This window comes from Paenibacillus silvae (assembly GCF_014639235.1).
Classification (GTDB): domain Bacteria; phylum Bacillota; class Bacilli; order Paenibacillales; family Paenibacillaceae; genus Paenibacillus; species Paenibacillus silvae.
In genome coordinates this window covers 279,467-300,178 of record NZ_BMFU01000006.1, presented here as the reverse complement: position 1 = coordinate 300,178, position 20,712 = coordinate 279,467, and the positions used below count along the sequence as shown (strand labels likewise).

17 protein-coding genes are annotated in these 20,712 nt (G+C 49.7%); 12 read left to right on the top strand and 5 right to left on the bottom strand.

Annotation, left to right across the window (positions count from 1 at the left end; all coding sequences use genetic code 11):
• The first annotated feature begins 58 nt into the window (after nt 1-58).
• Both IEW26_RS20690 and IEW26_RS20685 read left to right on the top strand, forming a co-directional pair.
• Nucleotides 59-1,744 carry an ABC transporter permease gene (locus IEW26_RS20690; protein WP_188593702.1) on the top strand — a complete coding sequence of 562 codons (1,686 nt, stop codon included), beginning with the start codon at nt 59-61 and terminating at the stop codon, nt 1,742-1,744.
• On the top strand, nt 1,741-3,093 hold the full coding sequence (locus IEW26_RS20685; protein WP_188593701.1) for an MBL fold metallo-hydrolase: 1,353 nt from the start codon (nt 1,741-1,743) through the stop codon (nt 3,091-3,093). Before IEW26_RS20690 ends, IEW26_RS20685 begins: the two co-directional genes overlap by 4 nt.
• A 107-nt stretch (nt 3,094-3,200) precedes the next feature.
• Here IEW26_RS20685 and IEW26_RS20680 read toward each other — a convergent pair whose 3' ends face one another.
• Nucleotides 3,201-4,580, bottom strand: coding sequence for a sugar phosphate nucleotidyltransferase (locus tag IEW26_RS20680; RefSeq protein ID WP_188593700.1), 1,380 nt, complete (start codon nt 4,578-4,580; stop codon nt 3,201-3,203).
• A 17-nt stretch (nt 4,581-4,597) separates the two neighbouring features.
• Complete coding sequence (locus IEW26_RS20675; protein WP_188593699.1) at nt 4,598-5,407, bottom strand: DUF6492 family protein; 810 nt, start codon at nt 5,405-5,407, stop codon at nt 4,598-4,600.
• A 203-nt stretch (nt 5,408-5,610) separates the two neighbouring features.
• Between IEW26_RS20675 and IEW26_RS20670 the strand changes: the two genes are divergently transcribed.
• A complete protein-coding gene (locus tag IEW26_RS20670) occupies nt 5,611-6,375 on the top strand; it encodes a YheC/YheD family protein (RefSeq protein ID WP_229729953.1) in 765 nt (254 codons plus the stop codon).
• Between the two features lie 130 nt (nt 6,376-6,505).
• On the opposite strand, the gene IEW26_RS20665 is transcribed toward IEW26_RS20670, so the two are convergent.
• Complete coding sequence (locus tag IEW26_RS20665; RefSeq protein ID WP_188593697.1) at nt 6,506-7,180, bottom strand: class I SAM-dependent methyltransferase; 675 nt, start codon at nt 7,178-7,180, stop codon at nt 6,506-6,508.
• A 333-nt stretch (nt 7,181-7,513) separates the two neighbouring features.
• On the opposite strand from IEW26_RS20665, the gene IEW26_RS20660 reads away from it, so the two are divergent.
• Both IEW26_RS20660 and IEW26_RS20655 read left to right on the top strand, forming a co-directional pair.
• The gene (locus tag IEW26_RS20660) at nt 7,514-8,758 is read left to right on the top strand and encodes an anhydro-N-acetylmuramic acid kinase (RefSeq protein WP_229729952.1); all 1,245 of its coding nucleotides are present in this window, start codon (nt 7,514-7,516) and stop codon (nt 8,756-8,758) included.
• A gap of 111 nt (nt 8,759-8,869) precedes the next feature.
• Complete coding sequence (locus tag IEW26_RS20655) at nt 8,870-9,709, top strand: MurR/RpiR family transcriptional regulator (RefSeq protein ID WP_188593721.1); 840 nt, start codon at nt 8,870-8,872, stop codon at nt 9,707-9,709.
• A gap of 193 nt (nt 9,710-9,902) precedes the next feature.
• On the opposite strand, the gene murQ is transcribed toward IEW26_RS20655, so the two are convergent.
• Both murQ and IEW26_RS20645 read right to left on the bottom strand, forming a co-directional pair.
• Nucleotides 9,903-10,808 (bottom strand): N-acetylmuramic acid 6-phosphate etherase, encoded by a 906-nt coding sequence (murQ, locus tag IEW26_RS20650; RefSeq protein WP_188593696.1) that lies wholly within the window; start codon nt 10,806-10,808, stop codon nt 9,903-9,905.
• A 22-nt stretch (nt 10,809-10,830) separates the two neighbouring features.
• Entirely contained in the window at nt 10,831-11,799 is a 969-nt protein-coding gene (locus IEW26_RS20645) for an N-acetylglucosamine kinase (RefSeq protein WP_188593695.1), read from the bottom strand.
• Between the two features lie 347 nt (nt 11,800-12,146).
• Here IEW26_RS20645 and IEW26_RS20640 point away from each other — a divergent pair, with 347 nt between their 5' ends.
• From IEW26_RS20640 to nagZ, 7 genes are all read left to right on the top strand, one after another.
• Nucleotides 12,147-13,499 (top strand): ABC transporter substrate-binding protein, encoded by a 1,353-nt coding sequence (locus tag IEW26_RS20640; RefSeq protein ID WP_145406371.1) that lies wholly within the window; start codon nt 12,147-12,149, stop codon nt 13,497-13,499.
• Between the two features lie 43 nt (nt 13,500-13,542).
• On the top strand, nt 13,543-14,463 hold the full coding sequence (locus IEW26_RS20635; RefSeq protein ID WP_111271865.1) for a carbohydrate ABC transporter permease: 921 nt from the start codon (nt 13,543-13,545) through the stop codon (nt 14,461-14,463).
• Between the two features lie 67 nt (nt 14,464-14,530).
• On the top strand, nt 14,531-15,364 hold the full coding sequence (locus tag IEW26_RS20630; RefSeq protein WP_111271866.1) for a carbohydrate ABC transporter permease: 834 nt from the start codon (nt 14,531-14,533) through the stop codon (nt 15,362-15,364).
• Nucleotides 15,365-15,661: 297 nt separating this feature from the next.
• Complete coding sequence (locus IEW26_RS20625) at nt 15,662-16,795, top strand: ABC transporter ATP-binding protein (RefSeq protein WP_188593694.1); 1,134 nt, start codon at nt 15,662-15,664, stop codon at nt 16,793-16,795.
• On the top strand, nt 16,779-17,492 hold the full coding sequence (locus tag IEW26_RS20620; RefSeq protein ID WP_188593693.1) for a hypothetical protein: 714 nt from the start codon (nt 16,779-16,781) through the stop codon (nt 17,490-17,492). The genes IEW26_RS20625 and IEW26_RS20620 overlap by 17 nt, the downstream gene beginning before the upstream one ends.
• Nucleotides 17,489-18,658: an exo-beta-N-acetylmuramidase NamZ family protein gene (locus IEW26_RS20615; RefSeq protein ID WP_188593692.1), complete on the top strand. Its 1,170-nt coding sequence runs from the start codon at nt 17,489-17,491 to the stop codon at nt 18,656-18,658. Before IEW26_RS20620 ends, IEW26_RS20615 begins: the two co-directional genes overlap by 4 nt.
• A 159-nt stretch (nt 18,659-18,817) precedes the next feature.
• On the top strand, nt 18,818-20,695 hold the full coding sequence (gene nagZ / locus IEW26_RS30420) for a beta-N-acetylhexosaminidase (protein WP_229729951.1): 1,878 nt from the start codon (nt 18,818-18,820) through the stop codon (nt 20,693-20,695).
• Nucleotides 20,696-20,712 lie beyond the last annotated feature (17 nt).

Here is a 20,712-nt window from a genome sequence, read left to right as displayed (position 1 = left end):
CGGTAGGCACCAGGTGATTCTGCTGTCTTGACGTGGAAAGTCATGTGAGGTGAGCGTAATGAAACCTGTTGTAATGGATAACAACCGGATATTTCGGAGATTGGGTGTTATTCTGGCTCTCTTTCTGTTGACAATCAGCATAGGGGTGCCGTTGTTACTCATCTTCTGGCAAAGTGTGTACCCGGATGGGCAATGGGACTGGATGGCTCCAATCCGTACGATTACAGGGCATCATCTGTCCGGTGTGCTGTTGAACTCTGTCTGGCTGGGCATCTGCGTAGTGGCGGTCACAACGCTGCTCGCACTGCCGCTCGCCTGGATGATGTCCAAAACCCGGATGGGCGAGCATCGCTGGGTAGATGTTATTCTGATGATTCCGTTCATGACCCCGCCGTATATCGGCTCCATGGGCTGGATTCTGTTTATGCAAAAGGGAGGATATCTCCAGCAGTGGGTGCCTTCATCCGCGAACTGGAGTGAGCTGTTCTTCAGCTTCTGGGGCATGGTGATGATTATGAGTCTGCACCTGTTCCCCTTCCTGTATTTGCTGTTGCGGGATGCGTTGATTCGTATCGGCGGCAATCTGGAAGAAGCGGGAGCCGTGCATGGTGCACATGCAGGATATCGGTTCAGACGTATTATTTTACCCCTGCTGCTGTCGTCTTACGGGATGGGCATTATGCTTGTTTTTGTTAAAACGATTGCGGAATTCGGCACACCTGCGACCTTTGGACGCAAGATTGGTTATTATGTCATGACTTCTGAAATTCACAAATATATCTCCAGCTGGCCGATTGATTTCGGGAAGGCTACTTCGCTGGCATCGGTGCTGCTGTCGGTCTGTCTGGTCATGTGGTACCTGCAGTCCGCGATCAGCCGCAAGTTCACGTATCGTCTGGTGGGCGGCAAAGGGCAGCGTTCGAAGCGTTATTCCTTGCGCGGCTGGGCAGGCTGGGTATGTGGTGCATATCTCGCTGTTCTGCTGATTCTGTCAATCGGCGTCCCGTATTTCTCCATTATTGCCGCTTCTACGATGAAGCTGCGGGGAGCCGGGCTTGGGCTGGACAATCTGACACTGGAGCATTACCGCGAGCTGTTATCCTGGGATTCAGTGAGCATGAAGGCCATCGGGAACAGTCTGGGACTGTCTCTGGCGGCATCGACAGTAGCGGTGATCATTGGCACGGGTTTTGCGCTGGCGATTGGCAAGTCATCTTCATTCATGCAGCGGGTGATTGACCTGTTTAGTCTGTTGCCCAATACCGTGCCGGGTATTGTTATGGTCGTTGGTCTGATTCTGTTCTGGAATTCCCCGTGGATGCCCGTGACGTTATACAACACCTATGGTATGGTGGTGCTCACTTATGTTGTGCTGTTCCTGCCGTACACGGTGCAATATGTCAAATCAAGCTTTACCCAGATTGATGGCACGTTGTTTCAGGCGGGTCAGGTGTTTGGCGGTAAGCCGCTGTACATTTTGCGGCGTATCCTTGTTCCGTTGATCCTGCCCGGCATGCTGGCAGGCTGGATGATGACGTTTACGATTGCGACGAGGGAGCTCGTCGGTTCGCTCCTGATTCTTCCGCCGTCGATGCAGACGTCGGCGACGTACATTTTTGCCCAGTTTGAACAGGGTCAGGTGTCGCTTGGTATGGCCATGGCTGTCGTGACTGTAGGTATGACGGTGCTGATGCTGTTAGGGATTGAGGGTTTGAATTCGAAGAGAAAGTGGAATGCATCATGATCAAACTGAACGTATGGGGCGGTGCGGGCGAGCACGGACGTTCCGCCTATTTGCTTAGCGGGAGTCGCTATCGGCTGCTGCTGGATTGTGGTGTGAAAAAAGAGGGCAGCGGAGAGTATCCGCTCATTGAACCGGACGTTGTGCCACAGCTGGATACGGTGCTGCTGTCTCATGCTCATGAGGATCATTCCGTGGCTATTCCTCTGCTCTATAAGCTGGGTTATCAAGGCGAAGTATGGACCACACGCGAGACTAAAGAGCAGCTGACAACGTATTTTCGATCGTGGAGAAGCCATATGGAACGTGCGGGTCATATATTGCCTTACGATGAGTCCGATGTGCAGCGTATTCGTTATCGATTTCTGGAGGATGAGGCGGAACGTGGCTGCTGGTTTGAATTGTTGCCGGGTTTATTTGCAATATGGGGCCGCAGCGGGCATCTGGCTGGTTCGGTCTGGTTCGGACTGGAGATGGAAGGCAAGCGCATAGTGTATTCTGGCGACTACACTTTGGAGTCTATGCTGCTTCAGGCGGACGATGTGACTATAGGTTTCAGACAGACAGATCGGGAGCGGATTCCTTCCCTGCCCTCAGCACAGCTTGATCTGGCCATCATAGATGCTGCCTATGGCACGGACCGGGACACACAGGCAGACAAGCTACGTCAGCTGGAGCAGGTCATTTCCAAGACACTTCACTGCGGCGGCAAGGTGCTTCTGCCTGTGCCAGCAGTAGGCCGAGGACAGGAGATGATCCTTTGGGCGCGGCAGCACTTTTCCAATGTACCAGTGGTTGTGGAGCAGAAGCTTGTAGAAGGCATGAAGCAGCTGCAAAGGGCCTCTGACTGGCTTAAAGAGCAGGGGGAGCGAGTAATAGGAGGCATGCCTGCTGAGAAAATTTCAGAGTTTCTAGGTGGAGAAGGCTGGAATAAGGTGGGTACTGCTGAAGAGCGCTCGAATTGCCTGAAGACGTACGGAGCCTCGTTATGGTTTATCCCGGATGGCATGATGCAGTCCTCGCTCGCACGCTGGTATCACGGAGAGTGGGCAACTGATGCGAATAATCTGATTCTGCTTACTGGACATACGGCTGGTGGTACATTTGCCCATCAGCTGCTTGAAAATCCGCAGCAGTATGGTATGTGCAGCGTCAAGAAAGTTCGCTACAAGGTGCATCAAGGCTGGCAGGATGTAGAGCATATGTTAAACCGGATATCTGCCAGGCATAACGTGCTTGTGCATACGGATCTGGCCGAAACAGAACGGCTGAGCCAAGGCCTGCTGGGTGGACTTTTTGGACCAGAAGCAGACATTGATCTGCTGTCTCCTGGCGATGAATTAATCTTTTGAAGGATAGCTTGAAAAGGAAGAGGTCCTTGCTTGAACGCAAGAACCTCTTTTTTATGTTCTGGGGTTTCACTTTGTTGCTCCCGAGCCACAGTCAGAATTTTGAATGATTACTGTTTGGTTTCGTGCGAACCTGCACGTTCTACAATGACATTCCAATCTTCATTTTCAAAAAGGATGTTGTTTTCATTCTCGGGTTCGCCGATCCGCACTTCAAGGATGAGCATTCGGGTTTCAGCGAGAATAGAATAGACGCTCTCCGAGGTGAGCGTGAATTGATTGCCGATTGTCACTTGGGTGACCTGTCCGTTGATAAGCAAGTGACCGCTGCCTGCAAGTACCGTCCACGCTCTACATCCTGCCCGGTGCCAGCGCAGCCCGATATGTTTGCCCGGTAGAATTGTTGTGTTCAATGTGGTTACGGTTGTGTTTTCATCTTCTAGAAAGCTCTCTATGACACGATAACTGCCCCAGGTTGCTTCACCATACATCGGTTTTAGTGGCAAGCTGCCTAACCGCGCTTTAATTTCATTTGAATTATTTTTGTTGGCTATGAGAATGCCATCTGGACTTGCGACAGCGATAATACCTGGCACATCAATGATTTGCATGGGGTAGGGAAGCTCATTAATAATATAGGAATCGAAGGAAGATTCCGAGATTCCAACACGTCCGAATACATGGGAATCTAACTGGGCGCAGAGCGTATCCCAGCTTCCAATATCCTGCCATACTCCCTTATAAGGCAGGACTACGGCCCGCCGGGCCTCTTCTGCAACATGCTTGTCAAAACTTCGTTCAGGCAGCAATTTATACAGGGATGACAATTGATTATAATGAACCGGAAGTCCCATTTTTTCAATATGGGATATCATAAATTCGACGGTGAACGCGTATACGCCGCAGTTCCATAGTGACCCACGTTGCAGTAGAGTTTCAGCAATGGCGGCTTCGGGTTTTTCTATAAATTGTGCTACTGGCGCATAACCATTACGTTCTTCCCCACCCGGGAGGATGTATCCGTACTGTTCTGAAGCATGTGTGGGCCTTGTCCCAATTAAAGCGATATCGGCTTGAGACTGTTTCAATATGTCCGGCAGTAATTGAAAGCTGCTGAAAAAATCCTCACCTGCGAATACATCGGCAGGCGCGATACAGATCACATCGTCATTTTTAGCCATTCGGGAGGATTGCAGATATAACGTCGCCAAGGCTGCAGCAGTAAAAGTACCTCGCTTATAAGGTTCCCCGATGACTGGTATTTTGCCTTGAGTATGTCGAGCCGTAATGTTTGCCTGATCCTGATGTGAAATAATGAGCGTTGAATCCGTCAAGCATGAACTTTCAAGCTGGCGGCATACTCTGCTGATCATGGATTCCCTACCTCCAGCGGGTGATGGAAGTATATCCACGAACAGCTTGGAGCGGAGCTCATTGGATAACGGCCAGAGCCTTTTGCCAGAGCCGCCGCACAGCAGTACGATATGCATGGGCTTCCTCCTTAAGCTCAGGGAGCTTTACTATAGATTTTGCGTTTATGAAAGGAAAGAGAACGATATTTAAGAGCAAGATTACGGATTTGTTGCTCTTTTAGCGAAGTTGCATTCATATTCAGACTTTTATTCATTGAACTTCTAAGGACCATGCTGCCGGGGTTTTTCGTATACATAAAGTTGGCATACGTTTCATACTCGGAGAAACCAAACTGCTTCTTCTTATTGATACTGGAGATGATCGCTTTGTACCATGGCAGCTTATGAATCGCCTCAATTTTCTGTTTTAGGGCAGAGAGTTTCGATTTATCAAACAGCATATAATGGGTGACAAAGGAGCGGGGACGCGGAGCTTTCAGGCCTAGCAGCTTATGGTAGGTATTGAAATATTCCGGCTGGCTCCAATCACGGCAGTAAAATACCGTTTTGCCTTCTACAATAAATGAATGAGGTTTAATCAGTACTGTGTCCGCATCCATGACTAGAAAGTACTTTGCCTTCACAATGGAATCTCCGTTCATTTTGAGCAGCTGCTGATATAACCAGCCTGACCGATTCCAACGGGAGGACTGGTAGTGTATCTCGTTTTTGGTTATAGGCAGGACGGATCGCTCGTTAACAAAAATGCAGTTTTTACGGGAGCAAAGTTTTTTGATTTTGATGCTGACCGGAGAAACAATATATATGCTTCCGATGGGATGCTTTACGTAACGGCGAATGTTATCAATGACGTGGGGAAGGGTAGCCAGATCTTTCTCGATCGCTGGTATAAGAACATCAATCTTGGGCGCAGCATTCAACTGCACTCCGCGCTGAACGGACATCTTCTCAACTCCTTGCACATATCGTTATGACTTCTTTCATGTTATGTGTGCAAAAGTGTTTTGGTCAGGGCATGTGCTAATATACATTTTTTACGAATAGGGGCTTATGTAGAGGGTTCCTATATCGGTATGACATATAATGCATGCAGGATCTTGATCAAACAGCAGGCTTTGATGCGGTTGCTGAAGGGAGAATGTACGACATGGGAGTTGATAAATTGCAGCCATTAAGAAGCAAATGGTTAAAAACAAAATTGATTATTGATAATGAATCTATTAAACCGTTTATCCCGGACACACAGAAATATAACAAAACGAATCTGAAATCCATGATCAGCAAGTATGGAATGGTCTATGTCAAACCCGAGAGAGGTACTTTCGGAATGGGTGTCATTAAGGCCGAGATGGAAGATCATCAACAGTTTGTCTATCAGCATGATCAAAAACGTCTGACTTTTAACAGCTTTGAATCGTTTTATACAAATCTGACACGTTTGGTGAATAAAAGAAGCTATCTGATTCAGAGAGGAATCCATCTTCTTAAGCACAACAAGAGACGTTTTGACATCAGAGTCATGATACAGCTAAGCCCGACCAAGCAATGGGAAGCTACCGGAATCATCGGTCGACTGGGTCATCCAAAGAAAATCGTAACCAATTATCATAGTGGTGGTACACCGATGGATGTTCACAAGCTGCTGAACTCTCATGCATCCGCAAAACGCAGGAATGAACTGATTCAGGAGATGAATGAACTTAGCCTGCGCATAGCTCGTCATATGAAGAAAAAGTACTCGTATCTTAATCAAATTGGTGTGGATATCGGACTGGATCACAGTCTAAAACCCTGGATTATTGAGGTGAATGTCAAACCTGACCCATTCATATTCAATCAATTAAAGGACAAGACAATGTATCGCAAAGTCATACGATATCATCGCCATGCTGCGAAAAAACTAACCAAATAACAGACGGATTTTTCATGAGAAATTGTCTGGAGATGGTTACCGGCTCAAGAGTCGCCAATGTGGCGACTTTTGCATAAGCGTACAACCTGAAGACCGGATTACGAGCATAGGCTGCGTAATCCGGTCTTTGTTATTTTTGTGCGAAAAACACCGCGAAGTCCAAATATTTATACATACAGTCCGCTACACTGAATCCGGCTTCTTCTAACCAAACCAATTGATCCTCCAGTGTGGCGTTGATATCCACTTTGCGTCTTTCAATGGAAGCGGAGAGGGCTTCATCTGACAGACCACTCCCATAAATCGCCTCCAACCAGCGCTGACGGTAATATGTGTCCGTATCAGGGGTTCTTCCCTGAACCTGGTCTGCGTTGATGAAGTGTCCACCAGGTTCCAACAGCTTATATACAGTGCCAAATACGTGTTTTTTGTCAGCGTGGGTCAGATGGTGAATGGAGAGGGAGGAAATAATCATATCGTAGGAACTGGTGAAATTGTACTTCGAGTAGTCCCCAACCACATACTGCACTTGATTAACTCCATCAAATCTTCGACGTGCCCCTTCAAGCATTTGATCACTAATGTCGATCAGGGTTAATCGCGCGTTTGGATACTTTTGCAGTACCATTCCGGAGAGCAATCCCGTTCCGGCACCCAGATCAAGAATACGTGGAGAATCAAGCGGGCTTTCCATTAGATCCAGAGTCATTCCGTAAAAATCATCAAAACAAGGGATAAGCTGCTTTCGCTGCAAATCATAATCCTGCGCCACTCTATCAAACAGCTGCTTTACTGATAATTCCATTTACGCATCACTCCTTGAGGTTTCTCCATATTTTACAAAATGATCGACATCAAAGGAAATATCAATTATGGATAAGTTCATAGGTTGGAACTATGGGCCCCAAGCGTCTGTCATGGATAATAACGTGTATGCGTATAAGCGGCTGTAATACTTATAAGGCTTCGGGAGGTAGTGGATTAAATGTGACACATTTTGAGCTAGGATGATGTATATGGGTTTGTAATTAAATTTCACATTTAAATTGACTTGTGAAATTTTATATCATATACTAGGTGAAATATGAGCAGGACGGGGCAGGAAAAGCATCCGGTCCAGGGGAGGCTGGAAAACAACATGGCTGTACGCAGGGAGATTGGCAGTTATCCGATGTGGGAGGCATATCGTTCTAAACGGGAGCATCTGGTGATTGGGCTGATGTCGGGCACATCGCTGGACGGAACGGATGCAGCACTGGTACATATACAGACAGATGAGCACGGAGCGATGCAGCGGCTGGAACTTGTTGATTTTATCTGTACGCCGTATACGAATGAGCTTAGAGAGGTTCTGATTCGTCTCTGCTCCCCGGAAACAGCACGTGTGGATGAATTGACGACAGCTCATTTCGGTGTATCGGAATGGTACGCACATAGTGTGCAGCAGCTGCTGCAATCAGCTGGAATCTCAAGCCGTCAGGTCGATATGATCAGCATGCATGGACAGACAATCTGGCATGCGCCTGTGCCTGTTGCTTTTCCGAACCCACCCGGTATGGGAAATCTGAATGTAAGCTCTACATTGCAGATCGGGGAATGTGCTGTCGTGAAAGAGCGCACTGGTCTGCCTGTCATTGGCAACCTGCGTGCCAGAGATATGGCGGCAGGCGGGGAAGGAGCGCCGCTTACACCTTATGCGGATGCGTTGATGTTCCGCAGTGCTGCCGAGGGACGCCTGGTGCAAAATATCGGTGGGATTGGTAATGTGACTGTACTCCCGGCAGGGTCATCGGCGGTGGAGGTGTCGGCCTTTGACACGGGTCCAGGGAATATGGTGATGGATGCGCTGGTTCGGCATGCTACGGAGGGAAGGCAGCATTATGATCCGAATGGAAGTATGGCTGCCAAGGGAAACGTGAACTCCGAGCTGGCTGAATACTGTCTGAATGATGAATACTTTCGGCGGCAGCCTCCCAAGAGTACCGGGCGTGAAGTCTATGGTGTGGAGTATGCCAAGCGGCTTATGGAATATGGAGTAGCGCGTTCCTTGTCGCTGGAAGATATGCTGGCTACAGCAACCTGGCTCACAGCAGAGACCATTGTGCGTGCCGTAGAGGATTTTGTACTGCCCAAGACACACATCTCGGCAATGCTCACCTGCGGTGGCGGTACATCCAATGACACGTTAATGAACATGCTCCGGCAAAGACTGCCTGAAGCGATACGTCTGGAGCGAACAGCGGATCATGGTGTTCCTGATGATGCCAGAGAAGCAATGGGGTTTGCGCTGCTGGGGCATGAGGCCCTGATGGGCAGAGTGAATACACTTCCAGGTGTGACAGGGGCAGCACATGGGGTCATATCGGGACATCTGACTCTGTAGTGACCACTGAATTGCCGATGTGCACTTGATTTCAGATTAGACGCGGCCATTAATATAGGATAAAATGCATGTACAAAGATACAGTACGGAAAGGAGGAGCGGATGGAAGGCATGAAAGGTGGACTTGTACGTTTACGCGCATTACTGGATGATCTGACTCCGTCGGAACGAAAGATTGGGGCTTACATCCTTGAACACCCCCAAGAGACGGTGCAGTCCTCTGTTGCACAGCTGTCTGAACGAAGCGGGGGCAGTCCGGCAGCGATCATCCGTCTGTGCAAATCACTCGGTGTAGCGGGCTTTCAGGAGCTGAAGCTCAAGATCGCGGGGGATTTACAGACAAGTGAGCAATATCAATATACGGAGATTCGCCCTCAGGACTCGATGGAGAGTATCATCCAGCATGTGTCCTCGAACAATATTCAGTCGGTCAAGGACACGGTTCATATTCTGGACCCAAGGCTTGTGGAGCAGGCAGTCAATCTGCTGCATGACGCCAAAAGAATTTTTTTCTACGGCGTGGGGGCATCCAATCTGATTGCGCTGGATGCACATTACAAGTTCATGCGGATTAATCGTACGAGCTTTTCGTTCGCCGATCCACATATGCAGATCTCATCCGCAACGACGCTGCGGGAGGACGATGCAGTGGTATGCATTTCTTATTCAGGTGAGACCTCCAATGTAATCTCCTGCCTGAAGCATGCTCGTGAAGGCGGTGCAGCAACAATCAGCATTACCAAATGGGGCAATAACACGCTTAGCAGTCTTGCCGATGTACCTCTGATGATTACGTCCACAGAAAGTGATATTCGTAGCGGAGCTACCTCTTCACGTATTGCCCAGCTGAACGTCATCGACATTCTGTACCTGGCTATCGCGAGCCGGGATTATAATCAGTCGGTGCAGTATTTGGAGAAAAGCAGACAGGCTATTCTTGAGCACAAATGAACGATAAGCTCGTTATATGAAAATAGTAAACATGAGAATCCCTTGCAGAGATAAGCATCAGGGATTTTTTTGATGGGGAGCGCAGGTTTACGGTGAAAAATAAATTAAGAGAAGCCTTGCCTGTTGGCATGACTTCTCTCATCCTGTAACAGCTTGTCGGCGTAAGGAAAGCACGCCTGTATGCACTAAACCATCAGCCTGAGCCTGTGATGGCATGGCGTACAAAACCATCCGCATGCTCCAGCCGACGTGCTGCCTCAGCTGCATCGACATCAGCCATCAGCATCACGATGGCTGTTTTGACATGCCCGTTTGTGGCAGTGAAGGCCTGTTCAATGTCATTTTCCTTCGCGCCAGTTGCGAGCTGAATCATGCGTTTGGCGCGGTGTACCAGCTTTTCATTGGACGGATTCAGATCAACCATGAAATTGCGATATACCTTGCCCAGACGGATCATCGCTGTTGTTGTCAGCATGTTCAGAATCATTTTCTGCGCGGTTCCGGCTTTCATACGGGTAGAACCCATGACCACTTCCGGCCCCATGACGGCTTCAATGCTTACATCTGCCAGTGTGCTCATGGGAGTATCTGTATTATTGCTTATTCCAATTACCCCCGCACCGATCTGACGGGCGTATTTCATTGCTCCGAGTACATAGGGAGTACGCCCACTCGCAGCAATGCCGACAACAATATCATTTGCGCTCAGTCCGTGTTCCGCCAGATCGGTTCCCCCGGCTTCCTCACTGTCTTCCGCACCTTCGACCGGATCTTTGACCGCCCGAAATCCACCGGCAATAATGCCCTGCACCATGGAAGGCGGAGTGCCATAGGTAGGCGGGCATTCTGAGGCATCCAGTATACCCAGTCTACCGCTTGTGCCTGCACCTACATAGAACAATCTTCCCCCGTTCTGAAAACGGGCTACAATCTGATCGGCTGCTTGAGCAATGACTGGAATCAGCGGCTGAATCAGCTCGCCAATCTGGCGATCCTCCCGATTGATCAATTCCATAATCTCTACTGAAGGCAGCTGATCAATATGATCTGTCTGCGGGTTAGGCTGTTCCGTCACTAATGAGTTAAGCGTATGATTCATCCGTAAGCCCTCCTTATCTTGTTTAGCCTGATTCAGCCAGACGAAATTTCTGTCTTGCCAGCTGCGCTGCCCCTACTGCCGGAGCAGGAGCATCTTCCAGGCAGACCACCTGATGTGAATCGTATATGTCATTAAGCTGTTGTACAAACGTATCTCGAAACAGGGATGAATAGCGGAATATGGACCCGGAGAGTGCCATAGGAGCAGTGTAAAAAGAAACACATTGCCGGATGAGCGCCAGGGCCGTATTGGCAAGCTGACGAGCTTCATCCATAAGCAGAGTACGAGCAGCCTCGTCCCCCGCAGAAGCGGCTTCTATCGCCAGACGAGCCATAGATGCTGTGCTGGATTTGGTCCAGCCAGGTTGATAGACGAGCTGTTTCAGATCGGTCACATGCTTCACATGCAGTTCCTGCTGTACCAGCGAGGTCAGCGCCGTTGAAGGAAGAATGCCATCATGGCACTGCATGACAGCTTGCAGTGTCCGCTGCCCGATTCGATAGCCGCTCCCTTCGTCTCCGAGCAGATGTCCCCACCCGCCTGCTCTGTGCACTATACCTTCCGGCGTAATGCCGTATACGATGGAGCCTGTGCCAGATATGGCGAGTAGACCATGCGGTTGACCAAGAGCAGCCATCAGTGCAATCTCTCCCTCTGTAACCACCCAGATTACACAAGCGGTAGTACTGCCAGCCGCCTTTTTCATCTTCATCATATAGTCATGAACGTGAGCAGTGATCCATTGTCGCTCTTGATCCTCGGCAATACCTGACATTCCAAGACATATAGATTCACAATGCGACAAAAGTTCCATACGGGATAAAAATAGAAGATTCAGGATACGAATCAGCTCGGCCATGGCTTCCTGAGGCGGCACACTGTGCGGGTTCGTTGCCCTGCCGCTGGCCGATGCCAGAAGGTCTCCATGTTCAGAAATGATTGCTGCATCAGTTTTGGTACCGCCTCCATCAATTCCTGCGTATACTCGCAACGTGCTCACCTCGTTAGGACTTTATTTGTTTTTTTTCATAGTATAGAGGTTGAATGCGAAAAAGTAAAATTAAATTTTATCATTAAAATTATTATTGAATTTTTATTTCATAGCTCATATAATGAATTCAATCAACAAATTTGGAAGGATTCAATACGATTGATGTTATTTAAATTAACGTCAACGTTGCATTTAACAAGATTAGACTTTGACGAGCGAACAGGTCGATCTTCGAGGGGGTGCAAGTCACGGGTTTCGTGCTTAACTGAATCATTAGAGAGAGTTATTTTTGAGGAATCGCTATGAGAGGCATGGAAAGAAGACGACACGCAAAGGAGATGAAGGGTATGAAGAGGAAGGGTCTTGTTTTGGCAATGGTGTTAATGATGGTTTGGATCACAGCTTGCGGTAACAAAGGCGGGGCCGCAACGAATGATCCTGATGCCAATGACACAGTAACGGTGTGGACATACCCGGTTCATGGAACATACGAGGATGATCTGAAGGACTTGATCGCCGACTTCAACAAGGAACACCCCAATATTACTGTGAAAACGGAAATGCTCTCCTGGGCTGAAGGCCCCAAAAAATTCGATGTCGCTTTGAACGCGGGTAATCCACCCGATCTCTACTTCCATAGTGTGGACGGTACCTATGTGAATACAGGGCTGGCACTGGAGCTGGACAGTTATCTGACCCCTGAGATCAAGGATGACTACATGCCTGGCACGCTGGAGCTTGGACAGATTCAAGGCAAACAGTACGGTCTGCCTCTCTATCAGTTCCAATGGGCCTGGGGCGGTAACAAACGTATTCTTGAGGAAGCGGGCATCGACTGGCAGGCGATTCAGAAAAATGGCTGGACCTGGTCTGAATTTAATGAAGCAGCTGCCAAGCTGACCAAAACGCTGGATAACGGAAGTAAACAGTATGCACTGGTGACAGACGGTACTTCCCTGGATTTTATTGAAATGTTATCCCGTAACAATGGCATGATTGATGTGCTGGACGATAGTGGAAAGTTCCAGTGGAATGATGGACGCATTCTGGACACGCTCTCTTTTATCAAAAACCTGATGGATCAAGGTTACATGCCGAAGGAAACGGCGGCTCTTGCACCAGCCAAACGTACAGACATGTTCTACGCAGGTGAAACGGCAATCATTTCGAAGGCCATTCCTTATTACGATGTCATGATTCAGAACCGCAACAAAGATATCGATGCAGGCAAGGTGCAGGGAGAGAAGATTGATTTTGTACTGCTGCCTGTGCCGCACAATGACAATCAGCCTGCGGCAACCACGATGGGCGGCGAAGGTTATGTAGCCTTCAAGCAGAAGAAGGATAAGGGCGAGCAGCATGCCAAAAATACGTTTCTCGTCATGGAGGCGCTGAGCGGAGCCAAAGCGGGTAACTCGGCTAACGAGCTGGCACTTCCTTTTGTAAGACAATCGCAAGCCGATCTGTTCAAAGGCAAGGAGCTGGGGCAACAGTTCAATCTGGATGCAGCCAAAGAGATGGCGAAGCACATTGCCATGCCGGTGGTGCTCAAGCTGGACATCGACAAGGCTTCACAGCAGAAGCAGTTCAAGGAGCAAGTGGTGAAACCTAACATTCAGGCACTGTTCTCAGGTGAGAAGACACCGGAGCAGATTGCAGAAGACTTCAAAAGCAAAGGTCAGCAAATGTTTGGGCAATAATTAACTTCGCAGTGACACATCGATTCGGAGAGGAGGATTCGCCATGCAGACCGCCCTTGCGCCGGAGCCTGCACCCCGGCATTCCCGGGTTGTCCGGTTCTGGCGAGATTACGGGTGGGCGTATTTGTTTATTTTGGCGCCTGTCCTGCTGTTTCTCATTTTTACACTGTATCCCGTATTGACGGCTCTGGTTATGAGCTTTCAGAAATACAACATTATGAATTCCACCTGGGTGGGACTCGATAACTACCAACGACTGGTGAAGGACGAAACCTTCTGGAAGTCGATCAAAAATACAGTCATTTTCACGGTTGGAACGGTACCTGTCAACATCCTGATTACATTTGTGCTCTCGTATTTCATCTTCCAGATGAAAAGCAAGTGGCAAACGTTCTTCAAAGCCACCCTGTATCTGCCCGCGGTAGCGTCGGGTGTAACCATCTCCATCGTATGGCTCGCGATCTTTGATCCTACGGATTCGGGCCTGCTTAACCGTTTCCTCGGTTTCTTCGGACTTGATCCGGTGATCTGGCTAGGTCAGTCGGGTACTGCCCTCTTTTCACTCATTCTGATGAACTGGCTTGGATCGCACGGTGCGGGCATTATTCTGTATCTTGCTGCGATGGGAGGCATACCGAAGTCGCTGTATGAGGCCGCGGATATCGACCATGCAAGCGGATGGACACAGTTCAGCAAAATTACGTGGCCTCTTCTGAAGCCAACTACACTCTATTTGCTTGTAACCGGAGTGATTACGTCCTTTCAGGTGTTTATCTCCGTATATCTGATGACCCAGGGCGGGCCGAACTTTGCAACGACAACCATTGCGTATCTGATCTATGAGACAGCCTTCAAGTTCTATGAATTCGGACTGGCTTCGGCACAATCCTTTGTGCTCGCGGTCATTATTATTGTCATCTCCGTTATTCAATTCAAGTATTTCTCCAGTGATATCGAGTATTAAAGATGAAGTAAAAAGTATTACCTGTTAAATATGGCTTTCATTAGGCATCCGGGGGTGAATTCAACGTATGAAATCAACACGAAAAACGATGCTGCTCGTGATTGCATCCGTTCTGCTGGCCATTTGGGCACTGATCACCATTATTCCGATGTACTGGATGCTGGTCGGGTCCGTTCAGGACACAACGATGTCGGCTTCGTTTAAACCACAGATGATTCCAGAGCAGCTCTCCATGTCGCCATATGAACGTTTTTTTGCCAAAACGGATGCATGGCGCTGGCTCTATAACTCACTGCTGATCTCGGTTATTTTGACAGTGACCAATGTATTCTTTGCTTCGCTGGCAGGATATGCATTCGCCAAATTGAAATTTCCGGGCAGTCAGGCCGTATTCTGGGTGCTGCTGGGTACGATGATGATTCCTGCACAGGTCACGCTGATTCCGTTATACATTCTGATGGTCAACGTATTTGACCTTGGCGACACGTATATTGCGATTATTTTGCCGGCAGCGGTCAGTGTAGGCAATATCTTTCTGATGAAACAGTTCATGTCCACCCTGCCGACTTCGCTCATTCACGCGGCCCGAATCGATGCGTGCAGTGAGTTCGGCATCTTCTGGAAAGTGATTCTGCCGATGGCGAAGCCAGGCATTGCGGTGCTGGCGATTTTCACTTTTGTCGCCTCGTGGAACGAATTTTTCTGGCCTTTCCTGATTACCAATTCAAATGAGATGCGCACGGTGCAGGTTGGTCTGGCCTCGTTTGTCTTTGCCGAATCCACCGACTTCGGTGCGATGATGGCAGGAGCAACGATCGGCGCGCTGCCGATGATTATTCTGTTTTTCTCACTTCAGCGTTACTTCCTGCAAGGGATTACGATTGGTGCGGTAAAGGGGTAATTGGATATGCGAATGTGGAACGTGGAAAAAGGCCTGCCGATCGTACATTAGACGTACATCTATATCCGTTGAACTATTCATTTACACGTGAACGGAGAGGACAGAAAAAACCTGAAAAAGCGGAGCGGTCGCCTTTATCACCGGATTTTTCCCTTTGGAAAGGGGAATCCAAAAAATCTGGGATAACAGCGATTGGAAGGTTGTTCTGTCATCGGAGTGGATGGTGTAAAATCTTTAGTTTAACTTTATAGCGCAGGCTGTTCAGGGACATTGACAATGTAAAAGGGGGATCAACCTATGGCACGCGTGGAGTTTCGCCAAGTGCGCAAAGAGTTCAAAGACGACCATAAAGGAACGTTCACGGCAGTCGCCGGTTCGGACTTCGTTATAGAGGACAAGGAATTTGTTGTGTTTGTCGGCCCTTCGGGCTGTGGTAAAACGACCTCACTGCGCATGATCGCAGGGCTTGAAAAGCAAACCAGTGGTGATATCGTCATCGGGGATCGCATTGTGAATGATCTGCATCCCAAGGATCGGGATATCGCCATGGTCTTTCAGGATTATGCGTTGTATCCGCATATGACCATTCGGGAAAATCTGTCCTTTGGACTGAAAAATCTGAAGAAACCGAAGTCGTATATTGATGAGCAGGTAAGAAATGCGGCATCGATTCTGGGTCTGGAGGCCATGCTGGAACGCAAGCCGCGTGAATTATCCGGGGGGCAGCGCCAGCGTGTCGCTGTAGGCCGGGCCATTGTTCGTGATCCGCAGGTATTCCTGTTCGACGAGCCGCTCTCGAACCTCGATGCCAAGCTGCGTGTACAGATGCGGGTAGAGCTGGGCGAACTGCATAAGAGGCTGGGCGCAACGATTGTGTATGTTACACATGATCAGGTCGAGGCGATGACGCTCGGGGAGCGGATTGTGGTGATGAATCATGGGGACATTCAGCAGGTTGCATCACCAAAGGAGCTGTATGCCAGCCCGCGTAATATGTTTGTAGCCGGATTCATCGGCTCGCCTGCCATGAACTTTATTGATGCACATATTGAAGGAGCCCAAGTCAAGGTTGAGGGTGCATCCTTCACGCTGTCAGAGGATGTCTTGCAGCGGTTAAGCGCATATCAGGGCAAACGGGTTATTCTCGGACTGCGTCCTGAACATATTTTCGGCGATGATGTAGCACCTAATATTCCGCAGAACCATATGCTTCAGGCACGAGTGCAGGTCGTGGAGCATCTTGGGTCAGAGAATCTGATTTACTTCCATCTGGGAAGCCGGACGGTAACAGCGAAGGTTCACCCGGAGACACATGCTTACGTGGGCATGGACAAAACGTTTGTGCTGGATATGCGCAAAGCCCACTTTTTTGACCCGGAGACCGAGATGGCGATTGGACGAGAGGAGAATACCCATGCGCAAACTGAGTGAAGTGCTGGTCAAATCGGGGGTGGAGATCTATCGAGATATTATTCCGGTGGCATTGTACAGCGTGGGCAGCTCCGTGCTGCTTGTTCCCATTCTTATGTTTGCTCCGATTCCGGTGGCTGTGCTGCTGCTGGCTGTCATCTACATGCCGCTCCTGTTTGGTGTCTGTTATGCGGTGCATCATCGGCTGGAGCGGAAAGAGCGCCGGAACGGACTGCGCGATATGTGGGAAGGTACGCTCAAGGGGCTGCTGCCTGGTGGTGTGACGGGTCTTCTGTTTGCACTGCTTGGTTTCATCCTCTGGTCAACCTGGTGGTACTACGGCGGGCGAGGCAGCATGGCGGGCATAGCCGTAGTCATGTTCCAGACGTTCTTTGTCATTCTTGCGTTGATCTCACAGTTCTATACCTGGCAGCTTGTTCTGCAAAAAGGGATGGGCACTCTTCAGGCTATGGGAGAAAGTGTGAAGCTGTTCTTTCGGTATCCGGGGTATACAATTGCAGCCTGCTTCCAGGCAGCGTGCCTTACGGCACTGCTTATGCTGACGGTAGTGGGGTTCGGAGCTTTATTTGCCGGCATGTTTGCCATCTATCAGCATAAGGTCACCCTCAATCTGATTGAGCCGGAGGAGGAGCCCGTTTCCTCCAGAGGTAACGATCATCAGCAAGCAGGCTGGTTAAATGAAGGTCATGTTTCATGAGGGTGAAAACAGGCGTAGATGTGCTTGCTGAGGGAGGCGCGCATCCCTGGCTATCCGGTGGTGCCCGAATCGGCCTGGTGACCAATCCGACAGGCATCACGGCCAATTTTATCTCTACAGTGGATGTATGTGCAGGACTTGCGGATGCCAGACTGACGGCCTTGTTTGCATGTGAGCATGGGCTGGCCGGAGAGCTGCAGGCAGGTGTACCTTTTGCAGATTCAGAGCACCCGCGTTATGGTATTCCGGTCTACAGCCTGTACGGTACACACAAAAAGCCGCTACCCTTCATGCTGGCCGATGTAGATACCGTTTTATTTGATATCCAGGATGTGGGTGTGCGGTATTATACGTATGCCTCAACGTTATTTCAGATGATGGAGGCGTGCAGCGAGGCGGGGAAACGATTGCTGGTGCTGGATCGCCCCAATCCGCTTGGCGGAATAGAGGTGGAAGGCGGTGTACTGGAGCAGGGATATGAATCCTTCGTAGGTGCATGGACAACTTCCATACGTACCGGCATGACGATTGGTGAACTGGCTTTGCTTGTCAATGCCGAGCATCCTGAGCCATGCTCGTTACAGGTTCTGGCTATGGAGGGGTGGCGGCGCAGGATGACTTTTGCAGAAACGGGTCTGCCCTGGATGATGCCTTCACCCAATATGCCCACGGTAGATACGGTGCGTGCGTATGCCGGAACATGTCTGTTCGAAGGCACCAACGTATCGGAAGGCCGGGGTACGACAAGGCCCTTTGAATGGATTGGTGCTCCGTGGATCAACGGTGAGCAGCTGGCAGAAGCGATGCAGTCCCATGGATTGCAGGGTGTTCATTTTCACCCGATGTATATGACTCCGGCTTTCTCCAAGCATGCAGGAAAGCTGTGCGGGGGTGTGCGAATATTTGTTACGGATGAGAAGCAATTTCGTTCAGTCGAGACGGGTCTGCTGCTTTTACACGAGATAGCAGCGGGTTATGCTGAGCAATTTGAATGGCTTGAACCCCCGCGTAAGGGCTCCAGATATTTTATTGATTTGCTTACCGGGAGTGCAGAGGTTCGGGAGGTCATTGGTGATCCTGACCGCTTATCCCGTTTGATGAAAGTATGGCGTGAGCAGGAGCAGATATGGCGGGAACGCCGGAGGCCTTTTTTGATATACGATTAGAGGGGCAGGGGTAGGTATGGATCAGTAAAGAAGGGGATAGGGAAGCACAGGAGAGTATATACAGGTGGAGCAGATCGTGTAGATGGACAGATAGATAGGAAAGGTATAACCCGCTTGGGGTGAAGGATTGATGTTGATGTTCATGGGAGGAGGGCATGTATGCGCAGCTTGAAAGATACGGTGAAGCAGAGACTTGGGCAGATGAGCCTGCGTGACAAGATTGGACAGATGCTGTTATGCGGATTTCACGGAACAGAGCCGGAGGGCGAGGTAGAAGAGCTGCTTCGGGGTTATCCGATTGGAGGCATCGTTTATTTTGCAAGGAATGTCGTTTCACCTGAGCAGGTCGAGCGGCTATCAAGCGGGCTCCAAGATATTGCACAGGCCAGTGGCAATGTGCCGCTATGGATAGCCATTGATCAGGAGGGCGGCATGGTGGCCCGGATTACACAGGGCATCGCATTGATGCCGGGACAAATGGCGATTGCTGCTGCCGGATCAACGCAGGATGCCTATGAGGCGGCGCGTATCAGTGGAATGGAACTGAAATCCATGGGCATTAACATGAATTTTGCACCTGTGCTTGATGTGAATAATAACGCGAACAACCCGGTCATCGGTGTGCGTTCCTTCGGAGAGTCGCCGGAAGCTGTTGCGGAATTCGGTGCAGCGACAATTGCGGGCTTTCAGAATGCGGGCATGGCTGCTACAGCGAAGCATTTTCCAGGCCATGGTGATACGGATACAGACTCCCATCTTGATCTTCCCGTCATTACTCATGACAAGGCGCGGGTTAATCGGGTGGAGCTTGCACCGTTTCGTGCAGCAATCGTCGAAGGTGTAGATGCAATGATGTCTGCTCATATTTATTTTCCGGCACTGGAGCCAGAGCGTCTGCCCGTTACGTTGTCCCATTCGGTACTAACCGGGCTGCTGCGGAAGGAGCTTGGTTATGAAGGTATGATTGTGACCGATTGTATGGAGATGAATGCGATTGCGGTTCACTATGGCACAGTCGATGCAGCGGTACTGGCGGTTGAAGCGGGCGCAGATATGGTGCTGATCAGTCATACGGCACAGCTGCAGATGGAGGCTTTTGCCGCTTTGGAGAATGCAGTGAGCAGCGGGAGAATCAGTGAGCGCAGAATCAATGAGTCGGTGAAACGACTGCTGACATATAAAGCGAAGCGCGGGCTTCTGGAGATGGAAAGCAGCACAGCGATAGAGGCATTCATGGCTAAGACTAACAATGTGAGCGGGAAGCAGGAACCAGAAGAGCAGCAACGGATGAACGGGGAGAGCGTTATGACTTCAATCACTGCTCCGGGCGATATGCCTATTAATCAGTCGATGAATGGAATGGAGCCAACGATCGATGACGAGCCATTATCTGATATGGAGCAAGTAACCGATATGAAGCAAGTGACTGATATGGAGCTAAAATCCGCTATGAAGCCTCAGAGTGCTTTGGCATCATCTCATGCATCGTTACGACGTAATGATCCACTGCATCATAAGGTAGCCCGGCGAATTAGTGAAAAGAGTATCACACGTGTCAGGGACACCCAGCATATGCTGCCGCTGCAAAAAGAGCGCACACTGGTGATCACCGTAGCGGCAGAGGTGACAAGTATTGCCGACGAACAGCTGGATGAAGCGGCAACCCTTGGAGCGGCGTTGTCTGCTCAAGGTCTGGATGTGGTGGACCTGATGGTGGCAGCGGATGAAATTGCGATCTCCTCGGCTCGGCTGCTTCAGGCCGCAGAAGCGGAGGATGTCAAGCAGATTGTGGTTGGCACGTATAATGCAGGCAGCCCTTCCGGGGACCCGCAATGTCGATTGATTGGTTGGATTGGCCAGCTTGGCAAACCACTGGCTGTGGTAGCGCTCCGCAGTCCGTACGATCTGCAGAAGCTTCCTGATGTGCAGACGTATATCGCGGCGTACGAGAGCCGCCCGCTTGCCATGAGCAGTGCAGCCAAAGCGATGATGGGACAGATTCCTTTTGAGGGGAGACTTCCCGTGTCTCTAGATTAACCAAGCCCTGCTCGTTC

Bases quoted from the DNA above. Each gene is read 5' to 3' on its own strand.
- IEW26_RS20660 (WP_229729952.1), top strand. From the start codon at position 7,514: ATGGCTGTACGCAGGGAGATTGGCAGTTATCCGATGTGGGAGGCATAT.
- IEW26_RS20655 (WP_188593721.1), top strand. From the start codon at position 8,870: ATGAAAGGTGGACTTGTACGTTTACGCGCATTACTGGATGATCTGACT.
- IEW26_RS20690 (WP_188593702.1), top strand. From the start codon at position 59: ATGAAACCTGTTGTAATGGATAACAACCGGATATTTCGGAGATTGGGT.
- IEW26_RS20620 (WP_188593693.1), top strand. From the start codon at position 16,779: ATGCGCAAACTGAGTGAAGTGCTGGTCAAATCGGGGGTGGAGATCTAT.
- IEW26_RS20635 (WP_111271865.1), top strand. From the start codon at position 13,543: ATGCAGACCGCCCTTGCGCCGGAGCCTGCACCCCGGCATTCCCGGGTT.
- IEW26_RS20670 (WP_229729953.1), top strand. From the start codon at position 5,611: ATGGGAGTTGATAAATTGCAGCCATTAAGAAGCAAATGGTTAAAAACA.
- IEW26_RS20615 (WP_188593692.1), top strand. From the start codon at position 17,489: ATGAGGGTGAAAACAGGCGTAGATGTGCTTGCTGAGGGAGGCGCGCAT.
- IEW26_RS20665 (WP_188593697.1), bottom strand. From the start codon at position 7,180: ATGGAATTATCAGTAAAGCAGCTGTTTGATAGAGTGGCGCAGGATTAT.
- IEW26_RS20630 (WP_111271866.1), top strand. From the start codon at position 14,531: ATGAAATCAACACGAAAAACGATGCTGCTCGTGATTGCATCCGTTCTG.
- nagZ (WP_229729951.1), top strand. From the start codon at position 18,818: ATGCGCAGCTTGAAAGATACGGTGAAGCAGAGACTTGGGCAGATGAGC.
- IEW26_RS20680 (WP_188593700.1), bottom strand. From the start codon at position 4,580: ATGCATATCGTACTGCTGTGCGGCGGCTCTGGCAAAAGGCTCTGGCCG.
- IEW26_RS20640 (WP_145406371.1), top strand. From the start codon at position 12,147: ATGAAGAGGAAGGGTCTTGTTTTGGCAATGGTGTTAATGATGGTTTGG.
- murQ (WP_188593696.1), bottom strand. From the start codon at position 10,808: ATGAATCATACGCTTAACTCATTAGTGACGGAACAGCCTAACCCGCAG.
- IEW26_RS20625 (WP_188593694.1), top strand. From the start codon at position 15,662: ATGGCACGCGTGGAGTTTCGCCAAGTGCGCAAAGAGTTCAAAGACGAC.
- IEW26_RS20685 (WP_188593701.1), top strand. From the start codon at position 1,741: ATGATCAAACTGAACGTATGGGGCGGTGCGGGCGAGCACGGACGTTCC.
- IEW26_RS20675 (WP_188593699.1), bottom strand. From the start codon at position 5,407: ATGTCCGTTCAGCGCGGAGTGCAGTTGAATGCTGCGCCCAAGATTGAT.